Consider the following 18,890-nt stretch of genomic DNA (forward strand, 5'->3'; position numbering starts at 1 on the left):
ACCGAGCGGCCCCTTCCGCGACCGGGTGCTCCCGGGGCCGGCGACCGGCCGGACGGCACCGAAGGGAGAGCCATGAGCACCGCGCATGTCATCGGGAGTGCCAGCGGCACCGATCGGCTCGTCGGGGTCCGGGGTGAGAAGTGATCTCGGCGTGGGGCGGGCGGCCATGAGGAAGGTTCATCACGCCTCCTGGCTCCTCCCGCCTGCCGTCGGACTCGCGCCGGTGTGCCGGGCGGCGGGCGAGGCGGAAGGCGGGCGGCCATGAGCGACGCTCATGGCGCTGCGCGGCTGACCGCTCGGGGGGTCGTTCGGCGGTACGGGGGGATCGAGGCGGTGGGCGGGGTGGATCTGGTGGCGTTGCCGGGGCGGATCACCGCGTTGATCGGGCCCAACGGGGCAGGCAAGAGCACGTTGTTCGACTGCCTGGCCGGCACTGCCCGGCCCGATGCGGGGCGGGTGCTGCTCGGCGGGCGGGATGTCACCCGGCTCTCCGCGCATCGGCGGGTGCGGCTCGGTTTGGCGCGGACGTTCCAGCAGATCGCCGTCTTCCCGACCCTCACGGTGGCCGACAACGTCCGGGTGGGTGCCGAGCAGCAGAACAGGCGGGCCGTCCGGCCCGGACGGGCCGACTCTCGGGCAGCGGCCGAGCGGACCACCCGGGCGCTGCGGTTGTTCGGGCTGCAGGAGGTCGCCGCCGAGCCTGCCGGGGCGCAGCCCACCGGCGTTCTGCGGTTGGTGGAGCTGGCGCGGGCGTTGGCGGGCGGGCCCCGGGTGCTGCTGCTGGACGAGCCGGCGGCAGGGCTCGACGCCGCGCAGACGGCCCGGCTGGTGTCGGTGCTGCGGGGGCTCGCCGAGCGCGGCATGGCCTTGCTGCTGGTCGAGCACGACGCCGAGCTGGTCGCCGAACTCGCCGACTCCGTGTACGCGATGGCCGAGGGCCGGATGGTCGCGGCCGGTCCGACCGCCGACGTTCTCGCCGACCCCCGTGTCTCCCGGGCCTGGGGAGGGGTGGCCTGATGCCCGTCGAGGCCGCGCTGCGTGCCGCCCGGGTCCGGTACGGCCCGTTGGAAGCGCTGCACGGGGTCGACCTGGCGTTCCCCTCCGCCGCCGTCACGGTCCTGCTCGGCCGCAACGGCGCCGGGCGGACGAGCGCGCTGCACGCCCTCGCCGGGGTCGTCCCGCTGTCGGGCGGCCGGGCGACCTGGCGGGGCCGGGACATCGGCGGGCTGTCGGTGCACCAGCGGGTACGGCGCGGGCTGGCGCTGGTGCCTGCCGAGCGCGGGGTGTTCGGGTCGCTGACCGTCGCCGAGAACCTGGGCCTGGGCGGCCCGGGACGGGACGAAGTACTCGAAATTTTCCCCGAGTTGACCGCGCTGCTGAATCGCCGGGCGGGCACCCTCTCCGGCGGCCAGCAGCAACTGGTCGCCGTCGGGCGGGCCTTGGTGGCCGAGCCCACCCTCCTCCTGCTCGACGAGCCCGAACGCGGCCTGGCCCCCGCCGTCGCCGCCCGGCTGCACGCCCACCTGCTGGCCGGCGCCACCGGCGGCCGTACGGTCGTGATCTCGGCGCAGTCCCTGCCCCCCACCCTCGCCGGGGCGGCGGTGGTGCACGTGCTGCACCGGGGCGAGGTGGTCTTCTCGGGGGAGCCCGGGGAGATGACCATCCGGCCGACCGCGCCGACGTGACCCGGGAGGCGAGAAGGCTCTCGGCCCCCGCCCGACTACCGTCCCATTGCTTCCAGTTGACCTTTTCCTTCCGTTTCGATCGTTACGGTGACTCCTCCCCCCGGATGAATCCGGGGGGCTTCTCCTGTCGGTGGCCAGGCCACGGCGGGAAGGACCAGCCCGGCCCTGATCGCGACGTTCAGTGCGCCCACGCGGTCGGCGTTGTCGGTGTGCCCGCACTTGACGCATTGGAAGGTTGCTCGGTTGGGGCGGTTGTCCGCGCTGATGTGCCCGCACGCTGAGCGGGGGGCAGGTGCGGGAACTGTTGCGGGCGTCCACGGGGATCACGATGCGACCGGCGCTTTCAGCCTTGTTCGCGAGGATGCCCAGGAAACACCCCCAACCCGCGTCCAGGATGCTCTTGTTCAGCCCGGCCTTGGCCGCAGCGCCGGGTGACGGGGGCGGATCATGGTGCGGCTCCCTTCCCGGGGGCCCGGACGACCCCCGTTCGCTGTGCCTCAACCCTGACCCTGGCACCCCTCCCCGCACATGTACCGAACGGCACAACCTGAGCGGCAACGCCTCTCTGCCCCCTGCCGATCGGCAGGGGGCAGAGGGGCAGAGCGGGAAAGGGCCGAGGGCGGAGGGCAGCCCCCGGGTGTCAGGCCGGGCCGCGCAGGTAGGGCGTCGTGGTGCTCACCCAGGCGAAGCCGAGGCGCTGGAGGATGGGGCGGCTCTGGTCGCTCGCGTCGACCTGCAGGTACTGGTAGCCGAGGTCGGCGGCGAGGCGCGCCCGGTGGGCGACGAGGGCCCGGTAGATACCCCGGCCGCGCCAGTCGGGTGCGGTGCCGCCGCCCCAGAGGCCGGCGAATCCGGTGCCCGGGTTCAGTTCCATCCGGGCCCCGGAGATCGGGCGGTCACCGGCCATCGCGACGACCATGCTGACCGTGTCGGTGCCGTGCCGGAGGTGGTCGAGGATCCGCTCGCGCAGGCGCGGCAGTTCCCGGCCGAAGGCCTGTTCGTGGGCTTCCATCAGCAGGTCCACACCGGCCTCGTCGGTCACCGGCTGCAGTCGGACGCCCTCGGGCAGGACCACGTCGGTGGGCAGGTCCTCGATCCGGGCGATCATCAGCGCCTCGGCGGGCTCGGCCGTGAAGCCGGCCGCCAGCAGCCGCTCCCCGAGGTCGGCGGGGCGGTCGTGGGAGTACGCCTTCCACTCGAACTCCAGGCCCAGCGCCGCGAAGTGCCGCACCTGCGCCGCGATCGCCGCGTCGGCCCCGGCCTCGTCCAGGCCGGACCACACCACGCCGTTCCAGGAGTCCTCTCCACCCACCTGCCGCACCACCGCACCGTCCCGCTCGACGCGGACGCCGGGGTCGCCCGGCGCCGCGTTGCGCCGGATCCGGTCGTCGAACAGGGCGAGCACGTCGTCATGATCCATCCGCTCACTCCAGCACGGCCCGGGAGCGCGCGCCACCCGTTATCCGTCCGACCGGCTCCGGCGCACCCGACGACCGGCCGCGAGACCAGCCGCGAGACCGGCCAGCAGACCGCTCCCCCGGCCGGCCGGCGCGGATCACCTCGCTCGGAGCCTCCGCGTCCATGACGGCGTCCACCAAGTCCCGGGCGGCGGCGAGTTCGTCGATCCGCCGGGTGGTCCGGGCACGCTCCACGGCCAGGCCCGCGAGCAGTTCCGGGCAGGTCGGGCCGGGCCGGCGCTGCCCCGGGGGCAGGCCGCCGCCCGGGTCGCGCTGGTCGCCCTCTGGCCCGGCCTGCCCGGCCGCACCGTCGTCAACGCCGCCTCGATCGCACCGGACGACGCGCGGGCGAACGCCGCCGCCCCCGAAGCCCGGGGCCGTCCGCCTCCTCGACGCCGCGATCCTCACCCCCACCCCGACCATCGGTCGACCCGAGGGCACCGTCCTGGTCAGCGGCGATCCCGAGGCCTTCGCCCCGCACGCCGGGACGCTCCGGGCCCTGGGCACCGTACGCGATGCCGGCGCGGACCCGCTGCTGCGGTCGCCCGGTGGTGGCGGTCGTCCGCGCGGCCGGCGAAGTCCTCGATCACCGGGGGGGCAACAGGCGTGGCAACCGCTCGGCGTACTAGCCGAGTTCGGCGCCGCTGATGCCCTCGGCGGGGGCGCGTGCCAGGGCGTGGACCCCAGCCGTGCACGGTGGTCCAAAACAGGTCGAGCAGGGCGGTGTCGAAGACCGCCGGGCCGCCCGGCCCGTGGCCTGGACACCTCTGTCCTGGACGCCGCACTCGCCCTCACCCGGCGGACGGTCACGGCCGGTCTCGGGCCGGACGGGGTGTCCTTTCTGCTCGAACTGCTCTCCGCCCGAGAAGTGTCGGACGATCGGCCCTGACGCGGGGTCTGCACGGTGATTCCGCAGGTCGGGCCTTCAGTACTGGCCGGCCGGCCAGTGCCCGCGCGCAGCCAGGTCCAGGACCAGGGCGGCGATGTTCCAGGAGTCGTCGTCGCCCCGATGGTGGCGGCCTTCCAGGGGGAGGCCGGCGACGGTCAGCGCCTCGGCCATTCCGGGGCGTCGGCGCAAGCCGTAGGAGGCCGTGAAGGCGACCTTCGCGTTGGTGTGGCGGTCGCCGAAGGGGTACGCGGTGTTCGTGTGGCGGCACTGGCGGGTGAACTGGTTGCGGTCGTAGTCGCCCCAACTGGCCCACGCGATCGAGCCCGCCCGGTGCCGGGCCGCCAGTTGCCGGCAGGCTTCGCGGAAGGAGAGACCGCCGTCCACCTCGGCCTGGGTCAGCCCGGCCAGCTCCGTGCAGAAGGGGCTCACCTGCGAGCGGGCCGGGCGCACCAACAGCCGGTGCTTGGCGAGGCGTTCACCCGCGCGCAGGTCGACGACGGTGAGTCCGATCTCGATGATCTCGCTGACCTGCCCGGGCGGTGGCTGCCCCTGCCAGCAGGTCGCTTCGACGTCGATCACGTTCAGCAGGTGCGGGTCGGCGGCCATGGGGAGTGAGTGTAGGAATGCCCGCTTCCCCGAGTCACCCGGATTTCCGTGCGCCCCTGCCCGCTACTGCCGTCTGCCGCCCGCTGTTGCCGCCTACTGCGCCAAGTAGCCGCCGTCGACCGGCAGGACGGCGCCGGTGATGAAGGAGGCGTCGTCGGAGGCGAGGAAGAGGACGGCGGCGGCGACCTCGGCGGGGGCGCCGAGGCGGCCCATCGGGTGGAGCTTCTCGATCGCCGCGAGGTATTCGGGGCCGCCGGGTTCGTCGCTCAGGCGGGCGACGCGCTCGGTGGTGATGGTGCCGGGGGCGACGGCGTTGACCCGGATGCCGCGCCCGGCCCACTCCACCGCGAGGTGCTTGGTGAGGCCGGAGGCGACGAACTTGGCGGGCCCGTAGACGGCTTGGCCGCGCTGGCCGGCCTCGCCGGAGATGGAGGAGAGGCAGACGATCGAGCCGCCGGGCCGTTCCTGGGCGACCATCGCCTGGATCGCGTACTTGCAGGTGAGGAACATGCCGCGGCCGTCCACGGCCATCACGTGGTCCCAGTCCTCGGCCGTGGCCTCGGTGACCTCCATCAGCGGGAGCACCCCGGCGTTGGCCACCAGGACGTCCAGCCGTCCGTGCCGTTCGGCGGCGGCATCGATCATCCGGCGGGCGTCCGCGTCGTCGGCCACGTCGCCGACCACCGTGCTGACGGCGCCGGGGAAGCGGTCGGCGAGGCGACTCAGCCCCTCGGCGTCGATGTCGGTGGCCACCACCGACGCGCCCTCGCGGACGAAGCGCTCGGCGACGGCCCGTCCGATGCCGCTGGCTGCGCCCGTCACCACACAGGAACGCCCTGCCAGCCGACCGGTCGCCGGGCTTCCCGCCGCATTCGTCGTCACCATGGGCGCGACTCTACCGACCGGGTCGGGCGGAGATCGGTGTTCCGCCGACATCCTGCCGTCGGCGCGTCGGCGGGACGGGACGCACCCGGAGGAAGGGCCGGTCAGGAGGGGCAACGGCCGTACGGGCCAACCTCGTTGGCCCGTACGAGCGGGAGTGCGGCCGCGCCCCGCCACCGCCCGGTGGCCGCCGTGGCCAGTACCCCGGCGGCCGCAGGGCCGGGCGCCGAGAGGCAGGCCGGCCCGGGCCGGCCATGCCGTCAGACGGTGAGCACCACCTTGCCGCGCAGGTGCCCGCCCTCGCTGATCCGCTGCGCCTCGGCCGCCTCCGCCAGCGGCAGCACCCGGTGCAGCGGCAGCCGCAGGGTGCCGGCCTCGTGCAGGGCGAGCGCGGTGGCGTAGGCGCGCTGGTGGTACAGCACGGTCTCGGTGCCGCCGGTGAAGCGGATGCCGTGCTGCTCCGCGCCCACGAAGTCGGCGATGGTCAGAACCCGGTCGGCGCTGCCCGCCAGCTCGACGGACAGCGGCAGCACGCCGCCCTGCCCGACCGCGTCCAGCACCCGGTCAACCCCGCCCGGGGCGACCGCGCGCACCCGCTCGGCCAGGCCGTCGCCGTACGTCACCGGGATCGCGCCGAGCGCGCGCAGGTGGTCGTGGTTGGCCTCGCTCGCGGTGCCGATCACGGTGATCCCGCGCGCCCGGGCGAACTGCAGCAGCACGGTGCCGACCCCGCCCGCCGCGCCGTGCACCAGCAGGGTCTCACCGGGCTGTACGCCCAGGACGTCGAGGGCCCGCTCGGAGGTCTCGGCCGCCACCGGGATCGCCGCGGCCTCCTCCCAGCCGAGCGAGGCGGGCTTGCGGCCCAGCTGTTCGGCGGGCACCAGCGCCTGCTCGGCGTACGCGCCGCCCATCACGGCGCCGAACACCTCGTCGCCGGGCGCGAAACCGCTGACGCCCTGGCCGACGGCCTCCACCACGCCGGACAGCTCGTAGCCGGGCACGGCCGGGAAGGTCACCGGGAAGATGTCGACCATGGCCCCGCTGCGCACCTTGTGGTCGAGCGGGTTCACGCCCACCGCACGGACCGCCACCCGCACCTGGCCGGGACCGGGGGCGGGCAGCTCGATGTCGGCCGGGCGCAGCACGTCCAGGTCGCCGTACTCGTTGAAGGCGATCGCCTTGGTCATGGAATCTCCTTGGGGTTGGGTGGAGTTGGTACCTCCGACGGGTTCCATCCTGGCTCGGGGGCCATGACCCGGGCGCCTGTCCTTTCGGACGGTTCGACCTGTCCTAACAGCCAGGCCGGGCCGTCCACGCCCCGACTAGACTCGACGCATGGACGGGGCGGACAGTGCGGACGGTGCGGACGGTGCGGAGGGTGCGGAGGGTGGGGGCGGCGTGATCGGAACGAGGGACGCAGACAGCGCGGACGAGCGGTGGCGGCAGGCCTGGGCCCGCCCCGAGGACGCCCTGGCGCTGGCCGTGGAGGTGCTGCGCACGCCGCGGCCGGACCTCCTGCCGCGGCTCTCCCGCACGCTCGCCACCCTCGTGCCGCACGTGGCGATCGCGCAGCTCAGCGGCGTCTGCACCTTCTCCCCCACGCACTCCCACGGCCTGCCCGAGCTGGTCGACGGCATCAGCGGCCTGGAGCTGTCCCGGCTGGCCGCGCACGCCACCGCGACCACCGCGACCGGCCGCCCCTGGCAGGGCGAGGCCGACCTCGCCGGCCGCACCCGGCCGGTGGTGGTCGTCTCGGCCCCATCGGGAGGCGCCGCACCGGCCGCCACCGACGCACCGATCGACACCACCACACCGCACAGCCTCGCCAACGGCGCCGTCCTCGTCCTCGTCCGGGCGGACGCCGCCTCCGTGGCGCCGGGGGCGCTCGCCGTGCTGCAGCAGCTCTGGGAGCTGGTCATCGCCCACTCCGACCACCGCGCCACCGACGCCGCGCCCAAGCACGCGGCGGCCTCCCGCGCCTCCGCCAACGCCCGCGCCCGGGCGATCGCCGAGTTCACCGGCACGCACAGCGCCGCGCTCAGCGCGATCCTGGCGCCGCTGCGCTCGGCCGACCTGGACGACGCCGCCGCGCGCCGCAGCGCCACCGAGCTGGCCGTCACGGCCCTGCTCGACCTGCGCCAGGGCGCCGAGCTGGACCGTACGCTCAGCGAGGAGCCCGCCGACGCCGCGTTCGCCCGGCTCGTACGGGAGTTGCGCCCGCTGCTGCGGCACACCCGGGTCCGGCTGGACGCGGCGCCGCCCGCCGAGTCCGCCCGCTCCGTCCCGGCCGATGCCGCGCACACCGCCCGCGATGCCGTCCGGGTGGCCGTGCTGCTGATGCTGGAGCAGGAGAAGCCGACCCGCCTGCACGTGAGTTGGCGGTTCACCCCGGAGGACGCGCTGCGGGCGGTGGTCCGCGGTGACGGCCTGGGCGTGCTGGCCGTCGACGCCCTCGCCGTCCACCGCACCGCGGACCGGATCACCGCCCTCGGCGGCCGCTGCACCGTCGAGGCCGTCCCCGGCTGGGGCACCACGGTGACGGTCGACCTGCCGCTCGCCCTGCCCGAGCCCGCCCTCGCCACCGACCCGCTGGACGGCCTCCAACCGCGGGAGTCGGAAGTCCTCGACCAGCTCGCCCAGGGCCGCCGCAACCGTGACATCGCGGCGGCGCTGCACATCAGCGAGTCGACGGTGAAGTTCCACGTCGCCAACATCCTGGCCAAGCTGGGCGTGGCCTCGCGCGGCGAGGCGGCGGCCCTGGCACACCGCGCGGGGATGCCCGCCGGCACGGTGGGGCTGCACGTGGCGTCCTGAACACGTGGCGTCCTTGAACACGTGGCGTCCTGAGCCCGCGGCCCCTCGCCGGCCGCCGCCGCACCACCCACCCCCTCCACAACTCCCCTGGAGACAGGCGACATGGCCGAACCCCCCGGAGCCGCCGCCACCACCGACCGACCGGGCACCTGGGATCCCACCGCCCCCGGCATCCTGCGGCTGCCCTCCGGCCGCCTGCTGCGCGGACGCGGCCTCACCCGCCCGCTGCCCGCCGGCCCCCGGCCCGACTTCGGCCTCTACCTGCTGGGCCGACCGCCCAAGGGCCTCGACTGGGAACACCGCTGGGTGCGCTGGCCTGACTTCCGGCTGCCCGCCGACCGCGCGGACGCCGCCGACGCCTTCCGCGAGGCCTGGCGGCGCTGCGCGACCGAACGCGTCGAACTCGCCTGCGCCGGCGGCCGCGGCCGCACGGGCACCGCCCTCGCCTGCATCGCCGTCCTGGACGGCGTCCCGGCCACCGAGGCGGTCGCCTACGTGCGGGAGCACTACAGCCGGCACGCCGTCGAGACGCCCTGGCAACGGAAGTTCGTCGAACGCCCGGCCTGACCCCGATGCGTAGGAAGCGGTGGGCGGTGGACGCCAGCCCGGCTCCGTGGGTGGGCAGACTCGGAGGACCCGCCGCACCAGCCGCGCCCCTGAGGTGCGCAGACATCACGGACAGCCGCCCGGCGTAGCGCCGGCGGGCCTCAGGTCTTGCGCAGGTCCGGTGCCGGGGCGCCGATCAGCAGCCGTCGTACCGCGTCCCAGGCCGCGCGGAGGGCGGCCGCGCAGGCGCGGGTGTCGGAGCCGAGCAGGCGCAGCCAGGCGCCACTGTCCTGCGGGAGCACGCTGACGCCGTGGAGCAGGCCGCGGTCGGCCAGGGCGTCGTGCAGGGCGTCGGCGATCCGGGCGGCCGGGGCGAGCGGGCTGAGGACGTACAGGCTGGACATCACGTCGTGTCCGGCGAGGACGGCCGGGCCGGTGACCCCGGCGCCGCCCACTCCCCCACCGGGGCCGGGGGGCTCCAGCCGTACGGTGTCGACCGCCACCAACTCGCCGTCCGGGCGCCGCACTTCGAGGTCCGAGGCGAACACCCGGTAGGCGTTGCGCTCGCCGCGGGCGAGGCGGCCGGCCAGGACGGTCTCGCCGAGCAGGACCGTCGCGCCCGGGTCGACGGTCAGGACGGTGCGCTGGTAGAACCGGGAGTCCACGAAGGGGATCACCGGCTCGGGCAGGTACTCGACGTAGGCGCCGGGGCCGGCGTCCAGGTGGAGGAGCTGTGTCGCGTAGTCGAACTCCATCCGGTAGACCTTGGTGGCCGCCTGGGTGGTGAGGTGGACCGCCGTGTCGGCGCCGCAGCGCACGTCCGTCCGCAGCCGGTCGGCCTGCAGGATGCCGCCGCCGGTGGACAGCAGGAAGGTGACGGCGAGGTCGGGGCGGGCCGGGTCGAAGTACAGCGGGCGCATGATCTGCAGCGGCGACTTCTGGTAGTGGCCGGTGAGTTCGGTGCGCCTGCCGACCTTGTCGAAGGCCAGTTCCAGCAGCCCGACCTTGCCGGGGCGCCCGACCGCGAGGGTGTCGGGCGTCCCGGCGTGCCGGCGGACCTCGTACGGGACGCGGGCCGGTTCGTAGTGCCGCGGGTCGAGCCGGGGCACCGCCTCCGGTGCGACGGCCCGGACGGCCTCCTCCGTTTCGGGGGCGGCCGTCACGACCTCGGAGGCGGCCGTCACGCCGGAACCTTGCGGAAGGTCTCCAGGAAGGCGGCGATCTCCTCCAGCCCTTCCCCCGTCAGGCAGTTGGTGAGCACCACCGGCCCGCCCTCGCGCACCCGGTGGGCGTCGGACTCCATGATGCCGAGGTCGGCGCGGACGTACTGGGCGATGTCGATCTTGTTGATGACCAGCAGGTCCGACTCGGTGATGCCCGGGCCGCGCTTGCGGGGCATCTTCTCGCCCTCGGCGGTGTCGAGGACGAACAGGAACAGGTCCACCAGCACCGGGCTGAAGGTCAGCGTGAGGTTGTCGCCGCCGGACTCGAACAGCAGGGTGTCGACGTCCGGGAAGCGCTCCAGCATCTCGGCGCCGGCCGCGAGGTTCATCGTCGGGTCGTCGCGGACGGCGGTGTGCGGACAGGCGCCGGTCTCCACGCCGACCACCCGTTCCGGATCCAGCACCCCGGCGAGGGTGCGGCGCACGTGCTCGGCGTCCTCCTGGGTGTAGATGTCGTTGGTGATGACCGCGGGCGGTGGCCGCGCGCGATCAGTACCGGGACGAGCGCCTCGATCAGCGCCGTCTTGCCGGATCCCACCGGCCCGCCGATGCCCACCCGGAGCACGTTCTCGGTCATGGGGTCTCCTCCACTGGTCTCGTTCACTCGTGGGTCTGGTCAGCTCGTGGGTGTGGTCAGCTCGTGGGTGTGTTCAGCTCATGGGTGTGTTCAGCTCGTGGGTGTGGTCGACTCGCGGGCGTGGTCAGCTCGCGAACAGCCGGGCCTCGGCCCGCTCGTGTCGTCCGGACATCGCGTCGGCGACCGGCACGCAGCCGCCGAGATCCGCCAAGTCCCGTACCAGAGCGGCCGCGACGACCTCCCGGATCACTGGGGCGGCCGCCCGCAGCACCACCTGTGCCCGGCGGTGGTCGGTGAGCCGCAGGCGCAGGGCGGCACCGACGAAGCTCGTGCAGAACGCGAACAGGTCGCCGGTGACGGCCTGTTCGACGGGCACGGCGGCCGAGGCGTAGGCCACCCCGGCGGCCACCGCCTGGCAGCCGGGGGCGCGCTTGTCCGCGACCAGCGCCGCGTACTGCTCCAGGGCCTCGCCGCCCACCGACTCCCTTGCGATGTCCAGGAGTTGGCGTCCGGTCCTGGTGGCGGCCAGTCGCAGCTCGCGGTTGAGCCGGGTGGCGTGCAGCCGCCGGTCGGTCTCGGCCAGCAGCTCCCAGTCGCCCGCCGTGGCGGCCCGGTGGGCGAGGACGAGCGCGGTGGCGTCGGACGGTCCGACGCCGTGCCGCAGCAGGTCGGTGAGCAGTGCGGGCATGGTGTCGGGGGTGACGGCCTTGGCCTGGGCGTAGCCCTCCAGGCCGTGCGAGAGGGTGTAGAAGCCGCTGGGGAAGGCGGAGTCGCTCAGTTGGAGGCAGACCAGCAGCGCGTCCAACCCGTCGTCGGTGCCCACGCCTGCGTCAGCGGCGGTGCCGGTGCCGGTGCCGGTCACGCGAGGTAGAACAGGTGGTTGAGCGGCAGTTCGCGGGCCGGCTCGATGGTGGCGGGCTCGCCGTCCAGGGTGACCTTGTAGGTCTCCGGGTCGACCGCGATCTTCGGCAGCGCGTCGTTGCGCACCATGTGCTGCTTGCCGACCGAGCGGCACCGTCGCACCGGCAACACCCGGCTTTCCAGGCCCAGTTGGGCCGGGACTCCGAGGTCCACCGCGGCCTGGGACATGAAGGAGACCCGGGTCGCCTGCCGGGCCCGGCCGTACGCGCCGAACATCGGGCGGTAGTAGACCGGTTGCGGGGTGGGCAGCGAGGCGTTCGGGTCGCCCATCAGCGCCCAGTTGATCACCCCGCCCTTGATCACCATCTTGGGCTTGGCGGCGAAGGAGTTGATCGGCCAGAGCACGATGTCGGCGAGCTTGCCGGGTTCCAGCGAGCCGATGTGGTCGGCGGTGCCGGAGGCGACGGCCGGGTTGATGGTGAGTTTGGCGAGGTAGCGCAGCACCCGGACGTTGTCGTGCCGTTCGCTGTCCCCGGCCAGCTTGCCGCGCCGGTCCTTGCAGTGGTGGGCGGTCTGGAAGGCGAGGGTGAAGGTCTCCCCGATCCGGCCCATCGCCTGCGAGTCGGAGGAGAAGATCGAGATGACGCCCTCGTCGTGCAGCACGGTCTCGGCGGCGATGGTCTCGGCGCGCACCCGGGAGTCGGCGAAGGAGACGTCCTCGGGGATGTCGTGGCTGAGGTGGTGGCAGACCATCACCATGTCGAGCAGTTCGTCCACCGAGTTGACGGTGTAGGGCAGCGTCGGATTGGTGGAGGAGGGCAGGACGTTGGGCTCGCCGGCGATCCGCATGATGTCGGGGGCGTGGCCGCCGCCCGCGCCCTCGGTGTGGAAGGTGTGGATGGTGCGGCCGTCGATCGCGGACAGGGTGTCCTCGAAGTAGCCGGACTCGTTGAGGGTGTCCGTGTGGATGGCCACCTGGACGTCGTACTCGTCGGCGACGCCCAGCGCGCTGTCGATCGCGGCCGGGGTGCTGCCCCAGTCCTCGTGCACCTTGAGGCCGCACACGCCCGCCTCGACCTGCTCGCGCAGTGCGCCGGGCAGCGCGCCGTTGCCCTTGCCGAGCAGGCCGACGTTGACGGGCAGGTCCTCGACCGCCTGGTACATCCGGTGGATGTTCCACGGGCCGGGGGTGCAGGTGGTGCCGTTGGTGCCGTCGGAGGGGCCGGTGCCGCCGCCGATCAGGGTGGTGATGCCGTTGCTGAGCGCCTCCTGCACCTGCTGCGGGGAGATGAAGTGGATGTGGGTGTCGATGCCGCCGGCGGTGGCGATCAGGTGCTCGCCGGAGATCGCCTCGGTACCGGGGCCGATCACCAGCTTCGGGTGCACACCGCTCTGGGTGTGCGGGTTGCCGGCCTTGCCGACGGCGGTGATGAAGCCGTCCTTGACGCCGATGTCGCCCTTGACGACGCCGAGCACCGGGTCCAGGACGACCACGTTGGTGATGACCAGGTCGAGCGCGCCCTGCACGGAGGTGGCGGCCGGGTCCTGGGCCATGCCGTCGCGGATGCCCTTTCCACCGCCGTAGACGGCCTCGTCGCCGTAGTGGCCCTGGTTGAAGTCCTGTTCGACCTCGACCACGAGGTTGGTGTCGGCGAGGTGGAAGCGGTCGCCGACGGTCGGGCCGAACAGGTCGGTGTACTGCTTGCGGGAGAGGATGGCCATCAGCGCTCGCCTTCCGGGCGGGTCTCCGTGTGGAAGTCCCGGGGCCGGTCTTCCTTGTGGTCGAGGTTGGTGCCCTTGAAGCCGCGGGCGATGGCCCGGTCGATGGCCCGGGCGCGGGTGGCGGGCGCGGTGGTGCCGCCGTCCACCAGGTTGCTGAAGCCGACCAGGCGGCGGTGGCCGCCGAACTCGGCGAGCGTGACGTCCTTGGTGTCGCCGGGCTCGAAGCGCACTGCGGTGCCGGCCGGAATGTCCAGGTGCTTGCCGAAGGCGGCGTTGCGGTCGAAGTCGAGGGCGCGGTTGGCCTCGAAGAAGTGGTAGTGGGAACCGACCTGGATCGCCCGGTCGCCGGTGTTGCTGACCGTGACGGTGGCCTTGGCGCGGCCGGCGTTGATCTCCACCGGGTCGTCGCCGTACAGGTATGCGGCGCCACCAGACATGGCTGGCCTTCCTCTCTGCCGGTTCAGTGGGGGGTGTGTGCGTGGGGGTGGGGGTGCTGGTGTTGGTGCAAGGACGGCTGCGGGTGCGGGTGCGGGTGGTGGTCTCCGCCCGGTCCGTGGCTGTGGGCGTAGCCGTGCCCGTGCTCGGCGTCGAGGCCGGCCGTGATGCCGTCCTCCCCGTGCCCCAGCAGGTGCAGCGCCGCCGCCACCCGGGCCGCGACCACCCCGGCGATCGCGGACGGCCGCAGCAGCGGACCGCCGTCCCGTACGCCGGTCGGTGCGCCGCGCAGCGCCGGGCCGAAGGAGGCCGGGACGGCCGTCACCTGCTGCGCACCGAGCAGGCGGCAGCGTTCGGCGCCCTCGGCCGGGTCGGGGTCGCCGCCCTCGAAGGCCACCTCCACCCAGCGGTGCCGCCCGTACTGGCGGACCAGCCGGGCGATCCGGAACAGCTCGGCGTCCTCGAAGGGGCCGGCCGCCGGTGCGGTGACCAGCACCGCGCCGTCAGGGGCGGTGGCAGCGGCGGCCCGCAGCCAGCCGATGAGGTGTTCGGCGGCGCCGAAGGGCGCGGTCAGGGCGAGGCGGCCGCGGCCGTCCCCGGCAGCCAGCCAGCGCAGTGCCCGGGCGGTTTCGGCCACCAGCTTGGGGTCGCGGCCGAGCGTCATGGGGACGACGCACACCGGGCCCTCGCCCACGGCCAGCGCGGATCGCACGGCGTCGGTGAGTTGCCGGCCCGCCGGGGCGGCTGCGTGCACGACCAGACCGGCGGCCGTGGTGCCCTCGGCCGTCGCGGTGGCCGTCGGGTCGGCCGCGACCAGCGCGGCCAAGTCCCGTGCGCCGTCGCTCTCGTGCCCGCCGGCCAGCACCACGGTGGTGATGCCGGTACCGGTGGCGGCGACGCCCTGAGGTCGTGCCATGGCTCAGGCACCCACCGGGTCGTGACAGGAGACCAGCTTGGTGCCGTCCAGGAACGCGGCCTCGACCTGGAGCAGCGGCAGCATGTCGCGCACGCCCGGCATGACGTCCGCGCTTCCGACGACCTGCTTGCCGATCTCCATGCACTCGGCGACGGTGCGACCGTCCCGGGCGCCCTCCATGATCGCCTCGCTGATCAGTGCGCAGGCCTCGCTGTAGTTCAGCTTGACGCCCCGGTCGCGGCGTTTGCGGGCCAGATCGGCCACGACGTAGATGTACAGCTTGTCCATCTCGCGCGGCGAGAGATTCACGGGAATCACTCTTCCTTTCCGAGGAATCCAATGAAATGCAAGAGAGTTGGACGGACAATCAGATCCGGCGCAGGCGGGGAACGGCCGGTACCGCCGCCAGGAACAGCATCGTGGTCAGCACGAACGGCCAGGTGAAGGCGTGGCCGCCGAAGGGCGCGGAGATCGCCGTGAGCGCCGGGGTCAGCACGGTGGCAGCGGCCGCGCCGAGCACCGCGTAGGCCGCGCTCCAGATGCTGGGGACGACGAACACCCCGCACAGCGCGAGGGCCACCAGCACCCCGCTGTAGCCGAGCAGCCCCTGCTCCACCGCCTCCACGGGCGCGCCGAACGTCCAGGCGGTGAGCAGTCCGGTGGCACTGCCCGCCCCGGCCACCAGGCCCGCGAGGCGGCTCGCCACGAACAGGCCGGCCAGGAACAGCAGGCCCACGTACCACTGGGGCAGGAAGAAGATCTGACCGATGTTCGCGAAGAAGCCGTGCCAGAGCTGTTCCCAGCTCGGCGCACTCTCCCCGACGGCCGGTAGGGGCAGGGCGGCGGGCTGCCCCGCGCTGTGCCACAGCCTCCGGAAGCCGGGGGCGGCGACCGTGACGGCCGTCGCGACCAGGCAGAACGGCGCGGTCAGGGTCGGCAGCCGCCACTTCTGCAGCACCGCCCCGAGCCCCGCCGTCACCACCACGGCGACGGCGGCCCCGAGGACCGCCACCGCGACCGTGGCCGGCTGTCCGGCGCCGAGGAACACCGCGCAACCGAGCGCCACCAGGCACCCGTTGTACCCGTGCAGGCCGGCCTCGACCGCGCCCCGGTGGAGCCCCAGCCCGTACGCGACGGCGGTGGAGACGGCGCTGCCGAGCAGACCGTAGAGGCCGTACTGCAGGCCTCCGGCGAACAGTGCGGCCACGAAGAGGAGTCCGCACGCGGCGGAGGGCATGAAATCGACCTGTGCGACGCTGCGCAGGACTGCGACGACCAACTTCACGGATATCGGACGACCGGCTGCCGCGCCGTTCTCCCCACCGTTTTCCTGACCCATGCTTCGCACCAATTTCCGGTACGGCCGGGTACTGGGAAGCAGCCCCGGGCGATTCCTCCGGAACCGTACTCCTGCGAATTGCGGAGGTGAACGGGAACACCGAGTCACACCAAATCGACGAAGAGTCACCATCATGGCCCTGAGCTGCAACATTCTGTTGAATCAGAGGCGCATCGAGTTCGTTGAAGGGAGAAATTCTTTGCGAAGTTTTACTGATGCATGACGACGCACAGAATGTGCTCATGCCAATGATTTCATCGCAAAGTCGCCGTCGCCCGGCAATTCGGACAGGCCGGCGACGGGGAGGACGTGAAACAGGGGACACATGTGGCGGAAATGTGCAGGGAGTGGGAAGTCGGCCGATCCGACTTCCCACTCCCCGCAACGTGCCCGGACGACCGCCGACCCGCCGGCCGACTAACCGACCGGCGCGGCCTCCTTCAGGAACTCCAGCACCAGCGCGGTGGTCTCCTCCGGCCGCTCCAGGTTCGGCAGGTGGCCGGCCCAGGGCAGTTCGAGGTGCCGGGCGTTCGGGAGGCGGGTGGGGAGCTCGGCGGCGATCCCGCGGAAGTCCGGCACATCGTGCGCGCCGCCCACGGCCAGGGTGGGGGCCGTGATCAGGGAGAGGTCGACGTCCTCCCGGTTCGGGCCGACCGTCGCCTCCATCTGCACGTCGAAGGCGTGCCGCTGCATCGTCCGGACGCTCGCCCGGGTCTCCTCGTCGGCCTCCGGCCCCAGCCAGGTCTCGACGTTCAGTTCCACGGCCGCGTCGATGTCGCCGGCCTCGATCAGCGCGTCCTCGCGCGCCCCGAACGCGCGCAGCGACTCACTGGGCCGGTGCCCGGGGATGCCCGGACAGAGCAGGGCCAGCGCGGTGACGGCCCCGGGCCGCAGCGCGGCCACCGTCAGCGCGATCCGCCCGCCGTGGGAGGAGCCGACCAGCGCCGCGGACTCGATGCCCAGGTGGTCGAGCAGCGCCAGCACGTCCCCGGCGTCGCTGTACGGGGCGTCCGCGAGCGGCGAGTCGCCGAACCCCCGGAAGTCACACCGGACCACCCGGTACCCGGCGTCCACCAGCTGCTGCCACTGCGCGTCCCACATCCGCCGGTCGCACACCGCGGAGTGCAGCAGCACGACGGCGGGTCCGCTGCCTGATACGTCATGAGAAAGGATCATCCGGGGGATCGTACTCATCCCATCACCGCTCCCCCACCCGATTACCCCTCGCCCCCTGATCACCGCCTCGGCGATCCTCCCTGTCCGCTCCGCCCGTAGCACCGGGTGAACGGATCGGGCTCGGGGCGGAGTAAGCGCTTCCGGTCCCGGGCGGGCTCTGGGTGGGTGAGGAGGTGCTCATGGGAGAAGCGAAGAGCGGGCGGGACGAGGAGTTCCAGGCGTTCATCGTCGGGGTCTGGCCGCGCCTGGTGCGGACGGCGTACCTGCTGGCCGGCGAGCAGTACGCGGCGGAGGACCTCGTGCAGTCGGCGGCGGAGAAGGCCTGCGCGGCCTGGTCGAAGGTGCGGCGGGCAGACGATCCGTACGCCTACGTGCGGCGGATCCTGGTCAACCAGCACGCCCGCCGTTGGCGGCGCCGGCTGCCGGAGCTGCTGGTCGAGGCGGTGCCGGAGGCGGCGGGGTGGGAGGACGGGTTCGCCCGCTCCGACCAGCGCGGGGCGCTGCTGGCCGCGCTGGCCACCCTGCCGCCGCGCCAGCGCGAGGCGGTGGTGCTGCGGCACTGGGAGGACCTGAGCGACAGCCAGACGGCAACGGCCATGGGCTGCTCGGTGGGCGCGGTGCGCAGCCACTCGGCGAAGGGCATCGCGCGGTTGCGGCAGGTCACGGAGCTGGTGGCCCTCACGGACACGGAACGCCTCCGCGCCGACCGCATCGGTGCGGAACAGGTCGGCACGGAACACATCGGTACGGAACACATCGGAGGAGTGGCGTGAACCCGGACGCGAACGGTACGAGGGCGGGCGCGAGCACGAACCTGAGCGACGACGCGGACCTGTGGGTCGGGCTCGGCCTGGCCGATGCGGCGGCCGGCGCGGCGGTGGGCCCGGCGCCGGTGGCCGACATCCTGGCGGGCGGGCGCCGGCTGCGGCACCGCCGCCGTACGGTGGTCGGCGCGGTGGCGCTGGCCTCGGTGGTGGCGCTGACGGGCGGGGCACTGGCGGAGCTGCGCCCGGACCCGGCGGCCGCCCACCGGCTCTCCCCGGCCGGCACCGGGAGCGCGGCCGTCGCCCCCGCGGCCGCCCCGGCCGCCGCCTCCGCCACCCCCGGTGTGCGCGACCCGTTCACCCCGTTCCGGGTGCGGCTGGGGCAGGGCGTCGTCAACGGCAGGACGTGGGAGCTCTGGCAGGCGCTCTGGCCGGTGGCGCCGAAGGAGCGGGCGTACGAGCAGGCACTGGCGGTGTGGCAGGAGCGCGCCCCCTACGACCCGGCCGTCACCAAGCCGACGGAGGACTTCGTCCTGCACTACTACGACCCGAACTCCGATGTCACCAACACCTACTTCACCCTGGACGGCGTCCGGCTCGGCCACGATGCGCAGGGCATCACCCCGTCCCCGGGCAAGCTCGACCCGCGGGACGCGGACCTGTTCGGCGGCGGTCTGGAGGGCCACCGGGGCAAGGGCGACACCGTGGCCCCGCTGGACGTGGTGCACCTGACGATCGGCCCCGCGGTCGGCCGAGTGGTGGTGACCTGGGCGAACGGCACCACCACCGAGCCCCGGCCCGTCACCGTCGGGGACTCCCCGACGCGCCACCTGGTGATCCCCCGCCCGGGGACGATGCGGGCGACGTCCTGGCAGTTCTTCGACACCAACGGCACCGAACTCCCGGACGCGGGCGCCACGTACCTGACGGAGCCTGCCTCCTGAGCACGTGCCCCGGCGGCGGGCGGGAGGGAGTGGGAAGTCGGTGGCACCGACTTC

18 protein-coding genes and 2 pseudogenes are annotated in these 18,890 nt (G+C 73.7%); 6 read left to right on the forward strand and 14 right to left on the reverse strand.

From position 1 onward, the window contains the following. Positions 1–261: 261 nt before the first annotated feature. Both CRP52_RS41025 and CRP52_RS06185 read left to right on the forward strand, forming a co-directional pair. Positions 262–1,017 (forward strand): ABC transporter ATP-binding protein, encoded by a 756-nt coding sequence (locus tag CRP52_RS41025; protein ID WP_179852696.1) that lies wholly within the window; start codon positions 262–264, stop codon positions 1,015–1,017. Beyond that, the gene (locus tag CRP52_RS06185) at positions 1,017–1,685 is read left to right on the forward strand and encodes an ABC transporter ATP-binding protein (RefSeq protein WP_097235466.1); all 669 of its coding nucleotides are present in this window, start codon (positions 1,017–1,019) and stop codon (positions 1,683–1,685) included. The genes CRP52_RS41025 and CRP52_RS06185 overlap by 1 nt, the downstream gene beginning before the upstream one ends. A gap of 137 nt (positions 1,686–1,822) precedes the next feature. On the opposite strand, the pseudogene CRP52_RS06190 reads toward CRP52_RS06185, so the two are convergent. The 5 genes and pseudogenes from CRP52_RS06190 to CRP52_RS06215 all read right to left on the reverse strand — a co-directional run. Then, positions 1,823–2,114: pseudogene (locus CRP52_RS06190) on the reverse strand (zinc ribbon domain-containing protein); the annotation flags it as partial. Between the two features lie 211 nt (positions 2,115–2,325). Continuing rightward, the gene (locus tag CRP52_RS06195; protein WP_097235467.1) at positions 2,326–3,105 is read right to left on the reverse strand and encodes a GNAT family N-acetyltransferase; all 780 of its coding nucleotides are present in this window, start codon (positions 3,103–3,105) and stop codon (positions 2,326–2,328) included. Between the two features lie 962 nt (positions 3,106–4,067). Continuing rightward, entirely contained in the window at positions 4,068–4,637 is a 570-nt protein-coding gene (locus tag CRP52_RS06205) for a 3'-5' exonuclease (RefSeq protein WP_097235469.1), read from the reverse strand. Positions 4,638–4,730: 93 nt separating this feature from the next. After that, positions 4,731–5,522, reverse strand: a complete 792-nt coding sequence (locus tag CRP52_RS06210; protein ID WP_097235470.1) for an SDR family NAD(P)-dependent oxidoreductase — start codon at positions 5,520–5,522, stop codon at positions 4,731–4,733. Between the two features lie 257 nt (positions 5,523–5,779). Next, positions 5,780–6,706: an NADP-dependent oxidoreductase gene (locus tag CRP52_RS06215; RefSeq protein WP_097235471.1), complete on the reverse strand. Its 927-nt coding sequence runs from the start codon at positions 6,704–6,706 to the stop codon at positions 5,780–5,782. 148 nt (positions 6,707–6,854) lie between these two features. Here CRP52_RS06215 and CRP52_RS40380 point away from each other — a divergent pair, with 148 nt between their 5' ends. Further along, entirely contained in the window at positions 6,855–8,333 is a 1,479-nt protein-coding gene (locus CRP52_RS40380) for a helix-turn-helix transcriptional regulator (protein WP_097235472.1), read from the forward strand. A gap of 102 nt (positions 8,334–8,435) precedes the next feature. Then, positions 8,436–8,900, forward strand: a complete 465-nt coding sequence (locus tag CRP52_RS06225) for a protein-tyrosine phosphatase family protein (RefSeq protein WP_097235473.1) — start codon at positions 8,436–8,438, stop codon at positions 8,898–8,900. A 140-nt stretch (positions 8,901–9,040) separates the two neighbouring features. On the opposite strand, the gene CRP52_RS06230 is transcribed toward CRP52_RS06225, so the two are convergent. The 9 genes and pseudogenes from CRP52_RS06230 to CRP52_RS06270 all read right to left on the reverse strand — a co-directional run bounded on the left by CRP52_RS06230 (position 9,041) and on the right by CRP52_RS06270 (position 17,128). Further along, positions 9,041–9,988, reverse strand: coding sequence for an urease accessory protein UreD (locus tag CRP52_RS06230; protein ID WP_097239879.1), 948 nt, complete (start codon positions 9,986–9,988; stop codon positions 9,041–9,043). A gap of 71 nt (positions 9,989–10,059) precedes the next feature. Next, positions 10,060–10,679 (reverse strand): annotated as a pseudogene (gene ureG / locus CRP52_RS06235) (urease accessory protein UreG). A gap of 124 nt (positions 10,680–10,803) precedes the next feature. Beyond that, positions 10,804–11,541 carry an urease accessory protein UreF gene (locus CRP52_RS06240; RefSeq protein ID WP_097235474.1) on the reverse strand — a complete coding sequence of 246 codons (738 nt, stop codon included), beginning with the start codon at positions 11,539–11,541 and terminating at the stop codon, positions 10,804–10,806. Beyond that, on the reverse strand, positions 11,538–13,262 hold the full coding sequence (ureC, locus tag CRP52_RS06245) for an urease subunit alpha (RefSeq protein WP_097235475.1): 1,725 nt from the start codon (positions 13,260–13,262) through the stop codon (positions 11,538–11,540). Before ureC ends, CRP52_RS06240 begins: the two co-directional genes overlap by 4 nt. After that, complete coding sequence (locus CRP52_RS06250) at positions 13,262–13,699, reverse strand: urease subunit beta (RefSeq protein ID WP_097235476.1); 438 nt, start codon at positions 13,697–13,699, stop codon at positions 13,262–13,264. Before CRP52_RS06250 ends, ureC begins: the two co-directional genes overlap by 1 nt. Positions 13,700–13,722: 23 nt before the next feature. Continuing rightward, positions 13,723–14,613 (reverse strand): sirohydrochlorin chelatase, encoded by an 891-nt coding sequence (locus CRP52_RS06255; RefSeq protein WP_097235477.1) that lies wholly within the window; start codon positions 14,611–14,613, stop codon positions 13,723–13,725. A gap of 3 nt (positions 14,614–14,616) precedes the next feature. After that, complete coding sequence (locus CRP52_RS06260; RefSeq protein WP_097235478.1) at positions 14,617–14,922, reverse strand: urease subunit gamma; 306 nt, start codon at positions 14,920–14,922, stop codon at positions 14,617–14,619. 58 nt (positions 14,923–14,980) lie between these two features. After that, positions 14,981–15,952 carry an urea transporter gene (locus CRP52_RS06265; protein WP_097235479.1) on the reverse strand — a complete coding sequence of 324 codons (972 nt, stop codon included), beginning with the start codon at positions 15,950–15,952 and terminating at the stop codon, positions 14,981–14,983. Positions 15,953–16,369: 417 nt separating this feature from the next. Next, entirely contained in the window at positions 16,370–17,128 is a 759-nt protein-coding gene (locus CRP52_RS06270) for an alpha/beta fold hydrolase (protein ID WP_097235480.1), read from the reverse strand. A 179-nt stretch (positions 17,129–17,307) separates the two neighbouring features. Between CRP52_RS06270 and CRP52_RS06275 the strand changes: the two genes are divergently transcribed. After that, a complete protein-coding gene (locus CRP52_RS06275; RefSeq protein ID WP_097235481.1) occupies positions 17,308–17,901 on the forward strand; it encodes a SigE family RNA polymerase sigma factor in 594 nt (197 codons plus the stop codon). Beyond that, positions 17,898–18,836: a hypothetical protein gene (locus CRP52_RS06280; protein ID WP_097235482.1), complete on the forward strand. Its 939-nt coding sequence runs from the start codon at positions 17,898–17,900 to the stop codon at positions 18,834–18,836. Before CRP52_RS06275 ends, CRP52_RS06280 begins: the two co-directional genes overlap by 4 nt. Positions 18,837–18,890 lie beyond the last annotated feature (54 nt).

This window comes from Streptomyces sp. 1331.2 (assembly GCF_900199205.1).
Taxonomy (GTDB): domain Bacteria; phylum Actinomycetota; class Actinomycetes; order Streptomycetales; family Streptomycetaceae; genus Kitasatospora.